The 13,918-nt window shown below is 61.7% G+C and carries 16 protein-coding genes; 8 read left to right on the forward strand and 8 right to left on the reverse strand.

The window, feature by feature from the left end:
• A complete protein-coding gene (locus tag B7D75_RS11140) occupies positions 1-405 on the reverse strand; it encodes an acyl-CoA thioesterase (protein ID WP_053817036.1) in 405 nt (134 codons plus the stop codon).
• A gap of 102 nt (positions 406-507) precedes the next feature.
• Between B7D75_RS11140 and B7D75_RS11145 the strand changes: the two genes are divergently transcribed.
• Positions 508-1,212, forward strand: coding sequence for an MlaA family lipoprotein (locus B7D75_RS11145; RefSeq protein ID WP_003152607.1), 705 nt, complete (start codon positions 508-510; stop codon positions 1,210-1,212).
• A gap of 54 nt (positions 1,213-1,266) precedes the next feature.
• On the opposite strand, the gene B7D75_RS11150 is transcribed toward B7D75_RS11145, so the two are convergent.
• Positions 1,267-1,566: a PilZ domain-containing protein gene (locus tag B7D75_RS11150; protein ID WP_003152609.1), complete on the reverse strand. Its 300-nt coding sequence runs from the start codon at positions 1,564-1,566 to the stop codon at positions 1,267-1,269.
• A 246-nt stretch (positions 1,567-1,812) separates the two neighbouring features.
• On the opposite strand from B7D75_RS11150, the gene rssB reads away from it, so the two are divergent.
• Positions 1,813-2,997, forward strand: coding sequence for a two-component system response regulator RssB (rssB, locus tag B7D75_RS11155; RefSeq protein WP_003152610.1), 1,185 nt, complete (start codon positions 1,813-1,815; stop codon positions 2,995-2,997).
• Complete coding sequence (gene rssC, locus B7D75_RS11160) at positions 2,994-3,476, forward strand: anti-sigma factor antagonist RssC (RefSeq protein WP_003152612.1); 483 nt, start codon at positions 2,994-2,996, stop codon at positions 3,474-3,476. Before rssB ends, rssC begins: the two co-directional genes overlap by 4 nt.
• Before the next feature lie 83 nt (positions 3,477-3,559).
• Here the strand turns inward: rssC and tal are convergent, their stop codons facing one another.
• From tal to B7D75_RS11185, 5 genes are all read right to left on the reverse strand, one after another.
• Positions 3,560-4,483: a transaldolase gene (gene tal, locus B7D75_RS11165; RefSeq protein ID WP_034078609.1), complete on the reverse strand. Its 924-nt coding sequence runs from the start codon at positions 4,481-4,483 to the stop codon at positions 3,560-3,562.
• 78 nt (positions 4,484-4,561) lie between these two features.
• Positions 4,562-5,560, reverse strand: a complete 999-nt coding sequence (gene dusA / locus B7D75_RS11170) for a tRNA dihydrouridine(20/20a) synthase DusA (protein WP_058145815.1) — start codon at positions 5,558-5,560, stop codon at positions 4,562-4,564.
• A 657-nt stretch (positions 5,561-6,217) separates the two neighbouring features.
• Positions 6,218-7,030 (reverse strand): pirin family protein, encoded by an 813-nt coding sequence (locus B7D75_RS11175; RefSeq protein ID WP_196622094.1) that lies wholly within the window; start codon positions 7,028-7,030, stop codon positions 6,218-6,220.
• A gap of 113 nt (positions 7,031-7,143) precedes the next feature.
• Positions 7,144-7,287 carry a pirin-like C-terminal cupin domain-containing protein gene (locus B7D75_RS30080; RefSeq protein WP_107114005.1) on the reverse strand — a complete coding sequence of 48 codons (144 nt, stop codon included), beginning with the start codon at positions 7,285-7,287 and terminating at the stop codon, positions 7,144-7,146.
• Positions 7,288-7,311: 24 nt separating this feature from the next.
• Positions 7,312-7,920 carry an FMN-dependent NADH-azoreductase gene (locus B7D75_RS11185; RefSeq protein WP_107114667.1) on the reverse strand — a complete coding sequence of 203 codons (609 nt, stop codon included), beginning with the start codon at positions 7,918-7,920 and terminating at the stop codon, positions 7,312-7,314.
• A 92-nt stretch (positions 7,921-8,012) separates the two neighbouring features.
• Between B7D75_RS11185 and B7D75_RS11190 the strand changes: the two genes are divergently transcribed.
• From B7D75_RS11190 to B7D75_RS11210, 4 genes are all read left to right on the forward strand, one after another.
• Entirely contained in the window at positions 8,013-8,393 is a 381-nt protein-coding gene (locus B7D75_RS11190) for a winged helix-turn-helix transcriptional regulator (protein ID WP_034078613.1), read from the forward strand.
• A 1,635-nt stretch (positions 8,394-10,028) separates the two neighbouring features.
• Positions 10,029-10,463: an integrase core domain-containing protein gene (locus tag B7D75_RS11200; protein ID WP_124082916.1), complete on the forward strand. Its 435-nt coding sequence runs from the start codon at positions 10,029-10,031 to the stop codon at positions 10,461-10,463.
• 303 nt (positions 10,464-10,766) lie between these two features.
• Complete coding sequence (locus B7D75_RS11205; protein WP_003152617.1) at positions 10,767-11,807, forward strand: hypothetical protein; 1,041 nt, start codon at positions 10,767-10,769, stop codon at positions 11,805-11,807.
• Positions 11,808-12,039: 232 nt separating this feature from the next.
• Complete coding sequence (locus B7D75_RS11210; RefSeq protein ID WP_185269333.1) at positions 12,040-12,471, forward strand: hypothetical protein; 432 nt, start codon at positions 12,040-12,042, stop codon at positions 12,469-12,471.
• A gap of 399 nt (positions 12,472-12,870) precedes the next feature.
• On the opposite strand, the gene B7D75_RS11220 is transcribed toward B7D75_RS11210, so the two are convergent.
• A complete protein-coding gene (locus tag B7D75_RS11220; RefSeq protein ID WP_003152623.1) occupies positions 12,871-13,254 on the reverse strand; it encodes a hypothetical protein in 384 nt (127 codons plus the stop codon).
• A gap of 500 nt (positions 13,255-13,754) precedes the next feature.
• Here B7D75_RS11220 and B7D75_RS29340 point away from each other — a divergent pair, with 500 nt between their 5' ends.
• Positions 13,755-13,910 carry a hypothetical protein gene (locus B7D75_RS29340; RefSeq protein ID WP_161935173.1) on the forward strand — a complete coding sequence of 52 codons (156 nt, stop codon included), beginning with the start codon at positions 13,755-13,757 and terminating at the stop codon, positions 13,908-13,910.
• Positions 13,911-13,918: the final 8 nt, after the last annotated feature.

Raw genomic sequence — 13,918 nt, forward strand, 5'->3', positions numbered from 1 at the left:
TCAGGCGATCGTCGCGCGGATGCTATCCGGCAGTGGCGTCGAGCGGTTTTCCGCATGGCGCACCCAGACCAGCTTGCAATGGCCTTCGCCATAGGTGGTCCGCGGGTCTTCCAGGGTGCCCAGGCGATGCTCCAGCACCAGGCTGCTGGTGCCCAGCGCGCCGGCGTAGAGTTCCACCAGCACGGTGGCCGGGTGGACCACCGGCTTCAGGTAGGTGTGCAGGCTCTGTAGCACCACCGGGCCCTCCGCGGCGCCTTCCAGGCTGATGCCGAGGGACTCGAACCAGGCCACCCGGGCTTCTTCCAGGTACTGGAAATAGAGGGTGTTGTTGACGTGGCCGTAGCTGTCCATGTCGCCCCAGCGCACCGGGATATGGGCGGTGTATAGCAATTGTCTGTCAGCCATCTCGTAACTCTTCTAGTCTCAAACTCAATGCGAGCCTATATACTGCGCGCACGCTGAGGCCGCGCTGGCGGCCAAGACTAGTCATGCAAAGGAGATACAGCAATGCGCGCCCGCGGCGTGAACTGGATCGAACGTAGTGCCCGAATCCTGGCTTGCGCCAGCCTCGCATTGGCACCCACGCTGTCCCTGGCGGCCAGCGAAGAGGACCCCTGGGAAAGCATCAACCGGCCCATCTTCACCTTCAACGACACCCTGGACACCTATGCGCTGAAACCGCTGGCCCAGGGCTACCAGAAGGTCACCCCGAACTTCGTCCAGGATGGGGTGCACAACTTCTTCAATAACATCGGCGACGTGAAGAACCTGGCCAACAACCTGCTGCAGGCCAAGTTCCGCAACGCCGGCGTGGACACCAGCCGGCTGCTGTTCAACAGCACCTTCGGCCTGGCTGGCTTGATCGACGTGGCGACCCCGATGGGGCTGCAGCGCAACGACGAGGACTTCGGCCAGACCCTGGGCTACTGGGGTGTCGGCAGCGGCCCGTACGTCATGCTGCCGCTGCTCGGCCCGAGCACGCTGCGCGACGCGCCGGCGAAGATTCCGGATATCTACGTCGGCCCATACCACTACATGGACGACGTACGCGCACGCAACGTGATGTTCGGCATCAACACGGTCGACACCCGCGCCAACCTGCTGAAGTCGGAGAAACTGATCAGCGGCGACAAGTACATCTTCATCCGCAACGCCTACCTGCAGAACCGCGAGTTCAAGGTCAAGGACGGCGAGGTGGAGGACGACTTCTAGCCAGTCGCTTGCGCGACACGGCAAAGGCGGCCCGGCGGGCCGCCTTTCGTCGTTTCAGTGGATCGCGACGATGCTCAGGCCCAGCGTCTGGCGTCCCGGCCCCAGGCGCTCGCAGCGCACCACCCGGGCTTCCAGCTCCAGGCCGCTGAGCGTTTCGTGGGTGGATGGGATGCTCACCTGCAGGCGGTCGCCTGGCGCCAGGTCGCTTTGCGCTTCCAGCAACAGCCCGCTGGCGGACAGGTCGCGGCACAGGGCAAGCGACTCGCGGCCCTGGCAGCGGATGGTGACCGGGGTGTCGAGCTTCATGCGGATGAAGTCGCGCTTCTCGCTGTAGTTGTGCTCGATGGGCTGCATGGGCGGTTCCTCGTGGTCGGGCGCGATGGGAGGGCAGCTGGCAATCCTGGCGATTATCGTCAAAGTTTATACCTTGCGGACGGGAACGTTCGGACAAGTGCGGATTTTCCGGCAAAGGTCAACGGCTTGAACTGCTTAACGGATGGGAGTACCGTCTGCGCCTTGTCGAACCCCGTAGCCGCGCTGTTGTCACTTACAACAAGCGCCCAGACCCACTGTTTCCGGCGCCGTTTGCCTGGATGACCCATGCATAAAGTCAGTGCCACGCTGCTGATCATCGATGACGACGAGGTGGTGCGCGAGAGTCTCGCCGCCTACCTGGAAGACAGCAGCTTCAAGGTGTTGCAGGCCACCAACGGTCTGCAGGGCCTGCAGATCTTCGAAAGCGAACAGCCGGACCTGGTCATTTGCGACCTGCGCATGCCGCAGATCGATGGTCTCGAACTGATCCGCCGTATCCGTGAAACCGCATCGGAAACCCCGATCATCGTGCTCTCCGGCGCCGGCGTGATGAACGATGCGGTGGAAGCCTTGCGCCTGGGCGCTGCCGATTACCTGATCAAGCCCCTGGAAGACCTCGCGGTGCTCGAGCACTCGGTACGCCGGGCGCTGGATCGGGCCCACCTGCGGGTGGAGAACCAGCGCTACCGGGACAAGCTGGAAGCCGCCAACCGCGAGCTGCAGGCCAGCCTGAACCTGCTCCAGGAGGACCAGAACGCCGGTCGCCAGGTGCAGATGAACATGCTGCCGGTAACGCCCTGGAGCATCGAGGGCCTGGAGTTCTCCCACCGGATCATTCCCTCGCTGTATCTCTCCGGTGACTTCGTCGACTATTTCCGCGTCGACGAGCGGCGCGTGGCGTTCTACCTGGCCGACGTTTCCGGCCACGGCGCCTCCTCGGCCTTCGTCACCGTGCTGCTGAAGTTCATGACCACCCGGCTGCTCTACGAGTCGCGGCGCAACGGCACCCTGCCGGAGTTCAAGCCGTCCGAGGTGCTGGCGCACATCAACCGCGGGCTGATCAATACCAAGCTGGGCAAGCACGTGACCATGCTCGGCGGGGTCATCGACCTGGAGAAGAACAGCCTGACCTACAGCATCGGCGGCCACCTGCCGTTGCCGGTGCTGTATGTCGAAGGTCAGGCGCGCTACCTGGAAGGCCGTGGCCTGCCGGTCGGCTTGTTCGACGATGCGACCTATGACGACCGGGTCATGGAGTTGCCCGCTTCCTTCAGCCTGTCTCTGTTCTCCGATGGCATCCTCGATGTGCTGCCAGGAGCTACGCTGAAGGAGAAAGAGGCATCGCTGCCGGAACAGGTGGCCGCCGCCGGAGGCACCCTCGACGGGCTGCGCCAGGTCTTCGGACTGGCCAACCTGGCGGAGATGCCGGATGATATCGCCTTGCTGGTGTTGAGCAGGAACCTTGCATGAGTACCGGTAAAATCCAGTTCGCCGAGCAGAACGGCTCGTTCGTTCTGAAATTCGTCGGTGAAGTTCGCCTGACGCTGTGTTCGGCCCTGGATTCCACCATCGAAAAGATCTTCGCTGCGCTGAATTTCTCGGCGATCATCATCGATCTGACGGAAACCCAGAGCATCGACAGCACGACGCTCGGCCTGCTGGCCAAGCTTTCCATCCTCTCGCGCCAGAAGATCGGCCTGCTGCCGACGCTGGTGACCACCAACCCGGATATCACCCGGCTGTTGCAGTCGATGGGCTTCGATCAGGTGTTCAACATCGTCGACCGTCCGGTTCCGTGCCCGGAATGCCTGTCCGACCTGCCGCCACAGGACCAGTCCGAAGAGGTGGTGCGCGACAAGGTGCTGGAAGCGCACCGCATCCTCATGGGTCTCAACGAATCCAACCGCGAAGCCTTCCACGACCTGGTCAGCGCCCTGGAGCGCCAGTAACCGGTCAGCTTTCCTGCCCTCGATGAACAACGTCCGCTGCCGGAGCGGGGCGCCCGTCTGCGCGCCCGGCACCGGCGCGCGGGTCAGTGGCGGGTCGCCAACTGGTATTCGAGCTTTTCCTGGTCGCGGGCGAACAGGCGGATGCCTTCGGCCAGCTTCTCGGTGGCCATGGCGTCTTCGTTCATCTGCCAGCGGAACGCGCTCTCGTCGAGCACCTGGCGCGGCTCGCCGTCGCCCGGCAGCAGCAGGCGCGGCAATTCGCCCTGGCTATCGGCCAGTTGCTGCAGCAGGTCGGGGCTGATGGTCAGGCGGTCGCAGCCGGCCAGTTGCTCGATCTGGCCGAGGTTGCGGAAGCTGGCGCCCATCACCACCGTCTTGTAGCCGTTGGCCTTGTAGTAACGGTAGATGCGCGAGACCGAACGCACGCCAGGGTCTTCGGCGCCGACATAGTCGCGGTTCTCGCTCTTCCTGTACCAATCGTAGATGCGCCCGACGAACGGCGAGATCAGGAACACCCCGGCGTCCGCGCAGGCCGCCGCCTGGGCGAAGGAGAACAGCAGGGTCAGGTTGGTCTGGATGCCCTCGCGCTCGAGGATCTCGGCGGCGCGGATGCCTTCCCAGGTCGAGGCGATCTTGATCAGCACCCGCTCGCGGCCGACCCCCTGCTCCTCGTACAGCTCGACCAGGCGGTGGGCGCGGGCCAGGGTGGCCTCGCTGTCGAACGACAGGCGTGCGTCGACCTCGGTGGAAATCCGCCCCGGAATGACCCCGAGGATGTCCTTGCCGACCGCCACGGCGAAGCGGTCGCAGGCCAGCCCGGCGTCTCCGCCGCTACCCGCGGTGGCCTGGCGGAGGTGCTCGGCGTAGCGCGGCAGGGCGGCGGCCTTGAGCAGCAGCGAGGGGTTGGTGGTGGCGTCCACCGGCTTCAGGCGGGCAATGGCATCGAAGTCGCCGGTGTCGGCGACCACCGTGGTGTATTGCTTGAGTTGTTCCAGCTTCGAAGTCATGGCGAGGTCTTGTCGGTGGGTTCTTGGGAAGAAGAATCCTTCGACCTTACCCGAGCCGTCGGCGCGGCTCAATGGGAGCTATCGCCCCGCCAGAAGTTCCAGCGCCTGGTCGAAAACCCGCAGCGGATCGGCGCTCTTGTGCACGTCCACCGAGAGCAGCTGGCGGAAGCGCCGCGAGCCGGGGAAGCCCTGGGCCAGGCCGAGGATGTGGCGGGTCACGTGATGCATCGCGCCGCCCTCGGCCTGGTGCCGCTCGATGTACGGGCGCAGGCGCAGCAGGGCTTCGCTGCGGCTGGGCGGCGGCACCTGGCTGCCGAACAGCTGGCTGTCCACTGCCGCCAGCAGGTAGGGGTTGTGGTAGGCCTCGCGGCCGAGCATCACGCCGTCGAAGGTGCGCAGGTGCTCGCGGCAGTCCTCGAGGGTCTTGATGCCGCCGTTGAGGACGATCTCCAGGTCCGGGAAGTCCTTCTTCAATTGCGCCGCCACCTCGTAGCGCAGCGGCGGCACCTCGCGGTTTTCCTTGGGCGAGAGTCCTTCGAGGATGGCGATCCGCGCATGCACGGTGAAGCTCCGGCAGCCGGCCTCGCGGACCTGGCCGACGAAGTCGCACAGCTCGGCGTAGCTGTCGCGGCCGTTGATGCCGATGCGATGCTTCACCGTCACCGGGATCTCCACCGCATCCCGCATCGCCTTCACACAGTCCGCCACCAGCCCCGGGTGGCCCATCAGGCAGGCGCCGATCATGTTGTGCTGGACCCGGTCGCTGGGGCAGCCGACGTTCAGATTGACCTCGTCGTAACCGGCTTCCTCCGCCAGCCGCGCACAAGCCGCCAACTCGGCCGGCACGCTGCCGCCCAGTTGCAGCGCCAGCGGGTGCTCGCATTCGTCATGGCGCAGGAAGCGCTGGCGGTCGCCGTGCAGCAGCGCGCCGGTGGTGACCATCTCGGTGTAGAGCAGGGTGTGGCGGGACAACTGGCGCAGGAAGAAGCGGCAATGGCGGTCGGTCCAGTCCATCATCGGCGCAACGGAGAAGCGGCGGGAGAGGGCGGCGTGGTCGGTGGTCGGTTCTGGGCGCATCGGGACTTCGGCAAGGAGAGTGGAGCAGGGCGGGGATTCTATCAGGGATGGGGGAAGGCGGGGGCTGGGAGCGGTTGATCCAGCGCTGGTGGGTTCCCTTGATAGAAAACTAGAGTACGGAAATAGATCCGACCCCTTCCATCGCTCGGTTTGCTAGGTAATCACACAATGGTGCGCGCAGATTATTGTGCTGTCGATCATGTCGGCGGTGCGAACCCGCATAGGTATCGGCCACAAGCACGCGTCGAGCATTGTCGTCTCGACCTAGCGCCGCTAGCAACCGGAACGCACAGTTGTATTAATTCTTCAGCCGGCAGGCAGCTATGCGATCCCGCCCGAGCGATCCGCATCATCCACGCCCCTAATATGGACGATTATCGTCCGCAAGCTGGCCACCGCATCCCCGCTCCGATGGCTGCGGTGGTATGAATAGTGCTCATTAACATCCGAAACACCGGATCGTTCGCCATGCTGCGGCGCACTCCGACTTGTCCATGAAACGGCGTTCTCGTGCTGAATGTCGATACGGTCCAGGTTATCCCCGGCACGAGTAATGGGGCGAATCGCGAGGCGTCCTAGAGGACGCCGGATTTATTTGTTGTGACATCCAGCTAGTTCATCACTGCGATAGATGCTGCGCGTAGGAGAAATGCCATTTCAGCGGAAAACAGGGATTGTCCCCGATGGCGTGTTCCGATTGCCAGCTTCCTCCATCAGTTGCGCCAGCTCAGCGATGCGGCGCTGGCCTTTCTCGAGCGCCTGCGCCGAGGTATGCACCGAGTAGTTGCCCAAGTGCAGATCGTGCGGATGCGGCACCGCCGAGGCGAGCAGGAACACAGAGTCGAGGCTGCCAGAGGCTTCGAGGGTGATCGGCGTTTCGCCCGGCTCGAATACCACCAGCTCGCCAGTACGGATAGACGCGCCGACTTCAAGCTGGCCCTTGGCGAGTGCCAGCCAGCCGACGGTATGCCCGGCAGGCGGCTGATACGTCCAGCGTTCGCCGGGACGCAGGGTGATGAGCAGGCAGTTAATGCCCTGCGGCGCGGGCACTGGGCTTTGTGCGCCTTCGTACAGGCCAGTGATGATGCGTGCCGGGCCAACCTGGGGCGTTTGCTCGGCTTCGATGAAGCGGCCGTCCGGCTCGCTGTTTTCGAGTTCGGGGGGTAAAGCCAACCAGAGTTGAAAGCCTTGGGTCCGCGGAGCGTCCGAGGCCGACAGTTCCTTGCCGTGCCAGATGCCGTTGCCGGCGCGCATCCATTCTAAGCCACCGTAGTTGATCGTGCCGGAGGCGCCGCTGATTGGGTCGTGATAGCGATAGCCGCCTTCGACCGGCACGGTTATGGTGGCGATGCCGGAGTGCGGGTGGAGTGGCAGGTTCGCCATTGCTTGCATCATGAATTCACGAGAGACCTCGAACAGGTCGAGAAATACGAAAGGCTTGATCACTTGACCCAAGTCGGTGGGGCTCATCAGGCGGACGATGGGGCCACCGTTCCCCTTGCCCCGCGTGCGGTACGCGATCTTCCGGGTAGTGGTTACGTGAGTTACGGGAGGGGGCGAGTTCATTAATGTGATCTCCAATTTCAACAAGATGCCACCGTCGCGGCGCAGCCGGTGCGAAAATCCGCGTATGCCTTGGCTATCTGTTCTTCGGTGTTCATGACGAACGGGTCGCACACCACGAGCGGCTGGTGCAGCGATTGACCAGCGCCAACGAGGGCGCGAATGGCGGATTTCTCAAACGGCCTGCATTAAGCGGTGAGCTTCTCGGCCTTGGCGACGGCTACTTCGATGGCAGAGGCGCGGTTTTTCGGGCCGAGAGCCAAACCTTCGGCGCGGATAAAGGTGATGTCAGTAATGCCAAGGAATCCGAGGAAACCACGAAGATAGGACTCCTGATGATCGAGGAAAGCTTGTGGCGTGCCCTCACCGTATAGGCCTCCACGAGTGGACGCGACGATGACGCGCTTGTTTTTGGCCAGCCCTTCGACGCCGGTTTCCGTGTAGCGGAAGGTCTTGCCGGGCACAGCGAGCCGATCAAGCCAAGCGCGGAGCTGAGTGGGAAGCGTGAAGTTATACATGGGCGCACCGATGACGATTGTGTCGGCGGCAAGAAAATCACCCAGCAGCCTGGCGTTGCGCGCAACGGTTCGCTTCGCCTCGTCGTCCTGCGGCTCGATGCCCTGAAAGGCCAGGAACTCCGAATTGGACAGATGGCCGACCGGTTCTGCGTAGAGATCGGTATGGATGACTGCAGTGTCCGGCCTGGTCCTGGTCAACCGCTTGATTATCGCGGCCGTGAGTTGGCGACTGACCGACAGTTCGTTGAGGATGCTGGCGTCGATATGGAGGATTGTCATGGCTAAGTCCATTGATATAAAATTATTACTAAGACTGGCAATGTAACTACGTCTCCGAATCCGTACAATACGGCACCTCAAGGGAACTAGGTATGTTAGATGTGACTTATTTTCCAGATGATATACATGGTGCAAACTGCCAGAAGGTTAGTCAGGTTTTGGCCCGCGTCGGGGAAAAGTGGAGCATTCTCATCATCATGTTCCTGGCTGGCGGTCCGCGCCGTTTCACCGAGATCAAGCGTGCAATCAATGGAATTTCGCAGCGAATGCTGACGCTTTGCCTGCGCACTTTAGAGCGAGACGGGCTTATCAAGCGAACGGTCATCGCAGTCATGCCGCCACATGTCGAATATGAATTGACGTCACTGGGGCGCTCGCTAACGAAGCCGGTTATTGCTTTGGGAATTTGGGCCAACGAGCATATCGCAGAAATTGATGCAGCCAGGGAGGCGTTTGACGCGCAGAACACCTGAAACGCGCTAGTTCACTCTACGGCATCCCGCGACCAGTCGACCCGATAGGCCGGGTCCATCGTCGACGTTCTTGACATGCATCAGATGCCTCACGTCCCAGAGCCTTACTGGTGGAGAGGACGAGTGGCACATAGTCCGGCAGGGTTTCTCGTTGAGCCGACTGGATTGACTCGTGCTATGAGCTTACTGTGGAAATATAGATGGAAGTCTTCCGTGAATGTTCAATGGCTAACCATAGGCCTGCAATACGACTTCACGGAGTTGCTGGTGCGCCTGGCAGCGACTCGGTCAGTGCCCTCTAATCCTTGTGGATGATCTCGATAAGCTTCTGTTTGTCGAAAATCGGCTCACGCTAAAAGACTGAGCAGCGCATATCACGGACCTAGGTTGCGGGTGTTTCAGCATCCTTGAGCAGGTCTTTTCTTGGATTTTCTCTTGCCCGGAGATTCCGGCATTCCCCATACTCGTTTAGTTGCCGCTCAGTCCAGGAGAAGCCAGTCCGAGTCTTACAGGATAGATAAGGCTTTCATTACTAGATAGATGCACATCATTGTCGCGACTGCCAACAGCAGTCCGACGGAGAAAATGCTCAGTTTCACAAAGGGTCTCGCTTTGAGAAAGCTTGATTCGCCAAAAATGCTTACACTCAGGTTTCAGTGTGCTGTGCAGTTTGTGATGAATTTTTCTAATAGGCGTTTGAGGTTGTGGCGAACATGAGGCGCGTTCAGCCCATTTCTCCTAGGGTTATGAGTAAGATATTATTATTTGCTCTCTCGATACAGTGTGCTTTTGTAGATGGTTCACTCAGGACCTGGAAGTGACGCTCAGCTTGATTTTAGAGCAGTTAACCGACCATCAAGAGTTCCCGGCGTAGTGAAACTAGACATGAGTCTTTTGGCTACTTCAGGTAGCGAGTTTACGATCTCGGCGATGGTCAGGTTCAATGGTTGCGTTATGGCTAACCTGCCTATGTCGAGCCTTCGACACAAATGAATAGGATATTTGTGATATCGAGAAAGCCGACGAACCCATGCAGATGAAATTCTTGATGATCAGGCACGATTATGCGTTTGTCGGCGGCTAGGCCCTCAACTGCATCGGTTCATAACGAAAGCTTTGTTGGGTACCGTCAAACGGTCCATTCAAACGCTGAGCTGCGTGGGGTAGGGAGAAGTTGTACATCGGTGCTCCGATGACAATGACATTGGTGGCTAGAAACCTAGCTAGCATTTGTACTGCATCATGCCTATCTGTCTCATCCTCGGGCTCCCCATCTGGAAGGGGGATAAATCACGGGAGGGAAGGTGATTAAGTGGATTGAGGCCACTTTAGTCATCGTTTCCTTGACCTGCAGATGTCTGACGACGATCGTCGTGATGCACTGTGCCCATCGATTGGTCACCTAGGGTGTCGCTGTGGGCATGTGAGAGGTTCATGTAGATTCCCTAGCATAAAATGTGCTCAGCGATAGCACTTTAACTAGCGTCAAAAAAGTTTGCAATAAGGCACTTTTTTGTTATCGAGTATTATTTTTGTTACTGAAGCTCGCTACGATCTACATAAGGTTGCGACCGCCAGAAGGTAAGCCAGGAGCTGCTCTTTCCGTGTCGCTCGCCGGCGCGGACGCAGTCGTTTCTGCCTTCAGGCAAAAAAGCGTTTACTGAAAAGCAGATTCTCGATTTCCTCAAGCAGGCGGAGGCCGGTGTGCCGGTGAAGGAACTGTGTCGCCGCCACGGCGTCGCGGTAGAGCGCGAACGCCTGAGCCTGCCGAGCGCACCGAACCAAGTGAAGCTGATTCAGTCTGGCAAGCCCACGCAGACTGCCTTCATCGAGTCGTTCACCGGTAAGTTCCGAGAGGAATGCCTCAATGAGCACTGGTTCTGCTCGCTGGTCGAAGCCAGAATCCGCATCGCGGCCTGGCGGCGCGATTACAACGGGCACCGACCGCGCAGCGCCATTGGCAATCTCACCTCGGCAGAATTTGCTGCAAGTTGGCGAACTCGCCAGCAGCAGTTGAAGCAGGAAAAATTGATATCAACCCAACGCCTACTAACTAGGCAACGCTGCTAAAACGGGGGCAGCCATTGAAGGTCCCGTCCATCATCGGCACAACGAAGAAGCGGCTGGGCAGTGGTCGGTCCTCGGCGTATCCGGACTTCGGCAAGGGTAGCGGAGCAGGGCGGGGATCAACATGGGATGACATCGAACACCGTGGGCCCTTTGACGACGCAGACGAAGGCCGCTCCTGCCGGGTTCCCTGCCAGGTGTTTAGTTCGTTTCCGCTGCCGGGCTAGTTCATCTGCAATATTGCGCTCCCACCCCCACTCAGTAATATGGCTGCTCCATGCCCCAGCCTCTGTCAAGGATCGATACATGAGACTGCCTCGCCCGCGTTTAGCCCTGCCCGCCGCCTTGCTGCTTTCCCTTTCCCTCTCAGGCTGCGTGTCGGACCTCGATTCGGGCGTCTACGGCAGCATGGACGATCCGCGCAACGCGCAGATGCTGGACCTGGTGGACCAGGCGCTGAAGGGGAACATGGCCGTGGTGCTGGTGGCCGACGTGATGCCGCACAAGTCGCTGAGCGATGCCCTGACCATGACCCAATGGACGCCTACGGCGATCTGGGAGTACGAGAAAGACCCGAAGGTGACCTTCGGCCGCAAGTTCCAGACCAACGCGCTACAGCGGAAGCCCGACGAGACCTACCTGTTCAAGGCCTTCGAGGTGCATATCCTGCCGCCCGGCAAATACCTGCTGACCGGCGGCGACGACTACCAGATCCATGGCTTGCTCGACCAGGTCGGCGCCCGCGGCGGTCCGCCCGGCTCGGGCCGTGGCGCCAACGGCACCGCGTACCTGTCGCCGGAGCTGTATCGCGAGTACTACCGGGAAGACGTCTGGAAAGATGCCACCTATGGCAGCGAGATCAAGACCGAGAAGGTCTGTACCGCCGTGCATATGGCCTCGGGCGCCTGCGTGAGCTGGGGCGAGCAGCAATACACGCAGACGACCCAAGGCTCCCAGGCCGGCTATTACCAGCAGACCGACTCCCGCGACGTGCCCTCGATCAAGGTCCAGGCGCGGCTGCCGCTCGACAAGGCGCTGGCCAGCTTCACCGTGCAGGGCGGGCAGTTGCTGCTGGCGCCGCGCATGCACCTGAAGACCCCCGGCTACAAGTACCAGCAGTCGAAGTGCCGGGCCATCGATCCGAAGAAGATCGAGTGCCCGCTCGAGAACCTGACCGTCTACACCTGGCCGGCGCCGATGGAGTTCACGCAGTCCCTGATCGCGCAGCGGAGCCTGGGCGACAGGCACCGGCAACTGCTGTCCAGGCTCCAGCCCCTGCAGATCACGCCGCTGCGCAAGCAGGGCATGGAGGACCCGGTCTGGGGTGTGCCGCTGTCATTGAAATAGCGCTATTCGTTCAGGGCGCAGGGTGCCGCCCCTGCCCACTATCGACAGGGCGTATTTCCCCACAGGAAGGTGACATGAACGTATATCGCAAGGTTTCCCGCAGCGCCGCGACTTGGCTGTGCGCCGCCCTGCTGGCCGCCTCCGGCCATGCCTGGGCCGAAGACTGGTGGGTGGTACGCAAGGGCGACGACCCTGCCGAGCTTGACGTATTCCTGGCCGATGCCTGGCCCCGGTGCCAGGCATCGAGAACGCCTGGCAATTGCAGATCGCCATGCTGTTCGACTCCTTCCATCTGCTCAGTGCGCACCAGTACCGCTGCGATACGCGAGAGGTGAAGGTAGTCAACGCCAAGACCTTCTCCAACCGCGGGGAACCCACGAACCTCCAGTTCACCTTCGCCAAGGGCTGGACTCCGCTGCCCAACGAAAGCCATGAAGCAGCCCTACGGTTCATCTGCGCGTCGCAGGAACGCGAACGCAACGGCATGCGTTCCGCCGGCAGGGGCGTGCCGTTGCAGGCGGTGATCACCGCCGTCGGCATGGTCGAGATGGAGCGTGCCCAGGCCAATCTCGCCGAGGCCCGGCGCAAGCTCGAGGAGGCGAAGAACGATCGCGTCATGGGTGAACTCGATCGTCTGCTCGGCAACGAGCCCCGGAAACCCTGAACCGTCCCGACCGGACCCGATATCGGTCGAGGGGCTCGGAGGATGTCGATGAAGTGCTATGGCCGCATCAGCCCGGGCTCAGCTTTGCGCTGGTGGCCGCTTTCCTGGTGCCGTGCTGGCTAGCGCTCGACAACCACGGCGACTCCTCCATGAATGCGCCCGGGCTGCTGGTCTTCCCTGTCTACGCCCTGTTGCTGCCCTCCAGCGCGGCGGCGTGCGTGCCCCAGCCGGCAGTACCGGAGAAAGAGCGCTGCGCTGGATGATCGACCTCGTGCCTTGGAGGGAACCGCTGCACTACGCGCTCGCCAATCGCCAGGGCGGTGCGCGGTCCGGGCAGGCGGCGGGCGGCGCGCCTGGTCGTTTGCCGACCTGGGCACGCAGCGCGAGCGATGAGCGGGCTCAGCGCTTCGGTGCAAACACCATCCGCACCGGAGCCTTGCCCTGCTGGCGCGATATCTCCGGCCCGTACTGGGGATTGAACGTCGGGTGCCAGGCGCGGAACTCGGTATTGGATAGCCACTCCAGCTGCAATTCATCCGCGGTGGCGCGCAGGTCGAACTGCGCGAGGGCGTTCAGTGCCGAGCTGCACTTTTCCGAGACGCCGGCTACGAGCAGGGAAACCTGTATCACTTCGCCCCGGCTCAACAAGCCGTTCTCTGGGCATTTGCGCAGCTCGACGTGATATCGCCCGTCGGGCGACGGCAGGTCGGAAACCAGCTGGTCGGGACCGCAGGCCGCGAGGAGCAGGGCCAGCGTCAGCAGAAGAAAGGGGCTTTTATTCATCCATGGCCTCTGTCGTTCATCGGAAAGGTCCGTCTCTTCCCCTCGGGAGAAAGGCAGCTACAGGTGCGCAGCGTGACCGATCTGTGCCCGGGACGCCATAGCCCTGGCGTACCCGCGGCTTCAGATGGCGCCGAGCGCTTTCAGGATCAGATAGGTGCACATGAGCACCCCGGCCATGGCCAGCAGGCTCACGGCGACAATGCTGAGTTTCATCGTTTGTCCTCGTTGAACGGCGAAAGGCTGCTGTATCAAGGAGGAGAGAGGCAGCAGGGCGGGGGGAAGCCCCGGGGGATGAGCGACCCCCGGGGACTTCCGTGACCACCATAGGAGAAAGTCACAAGGGTAAGGCTAGTCGTGTTTCGCCATGCGGCAAGCGAAGCGGTGCGGGCTTTCGCGCGCGCGAGGCTCCGCTGAGGGCGAGGGGCCTGGGCAGCGCGCTTCCAGGTGATCTCCGGGCGAGCCGTTGGAGAACGGCGTAGGCGTTCCTGGCGTGCTCGAACATGGAGCGCCACTGGCGCGGCGGTGCTGGCTGGCGGCGATGGCCGTTGGTGGCGCGGCTGGTCACCGGCGAGACCCTGCGCGAGCAGCCGCTGGCGGATGGCCTGCGGCTGAGCGGCGCCTGTGTGGCCCATCGCTGCCGGCTGAGCCCGCGCTAGCCGCATGC

Origin of the sequence: Pseudomonas paraeruginosa, from assembly GCF_003025345.2 — a bacterium.
Taxonomy (GTDB): Bacteria; Pseudomonadota; Gammaproteobacteria; order Pseudomonadales; family Pseudomonadaceae; genus Pseudomonas; species Pseudomonas paraeruginosa.

Excerpts from the sequence above, each read along its gene's own strand:
- B7D75_RS11140 (WP_053817036.1), bottom strand. The coding sequence starts at position 405 with ATGGCTGACAGACAATTGCTATACACCGCCCATATCCCGGTGCGCTGG.
- B7D75_RS11145 (WP_003152607.1), top strand. The coding sequence starts at position 508 with ATGCGCGCCCGCGGCGTGAACTGGATCGAACGTAGTGCCCGAATCCTG.
- B7D75_RS11150 (WP_003152609.1), bottom strand. The coding sequence starts at position 1,566 with ATGCAGCCCATCGAGCACAACTACAGCGAGAAGCGCGACTTCATCCGC.
- rssB (WP_003152610.1), top strand. The coding sequence starts at position 1,813 with ATGCATAAAGTCAGTGCCACGCTGCTGATCATCGATGACGACGAGGTG.
- rssC (WP_003152612.1), top strand. The coding sequence starts at position 2,994 with ATGAGTACCGGTAAAATCCAGTTCGCCGAGCAGAACGGCTCGTTCGTT.
- tal (WP_034078609.1), bottom strand. The coding sequence starts at position 4,483 with ATGACTTCGAAGCTGGAACAACTCAAGCAATACACCACGGTGGTCGCC.
- dusA (WP_058145815.1), bottom strand. The coding sequence starts at position 5,560 with ATGCGCCCAGAACCGACCACCGACCACGCCGCCCTCTCCCGCCGCTTC.
- B7D75_RS11175 (WP_196622094.1), bottom strand. The coding sequence starts at position 7,030 with ATGAGCCCCACCGACTTGGGTCAAGTGATCAAGCCTTTCGTATTTCTC.
- B7D75_RS11185 (WP_107114667.1), bottom strand. The coding sequence starts at position 7,920 with ATGACAATCCTCCATATCGACGCCAGCATCCTCAACGAACTGTCGGTC.
- B7D75_RS11190 (WP_034078613.1), top strand. The coding sequence starts at position 8,013 with ATGTTAGATGTGACTTATTTTCCAGATGATATACATGGTGCAAACTGC.
- B7D75_RS11205 (WP_003152617.1), top strand. The coding sequence starts at position 10,767 with ATGAGACTGCCTCGCCCGCGTTTAGCCCTGCCCGCCGCCTTGCTGCTT.
- B7D75_RS11220 (WP_003152623.1), bottom strand. The coding sequence starts at position 13,254 with ATGAATAAAAGCCCCTTTCTTCTGCTGACGCTGGCCCTGCTCCTCGCG.
- B7D75_RS29340 (WP_161935173.1), top strand. The coding sequence starts at position 13,755 with ATGGAGCGCCACTGGCGCGGCGGTGCTGGCTGGCGGCGATGGCCGTTG.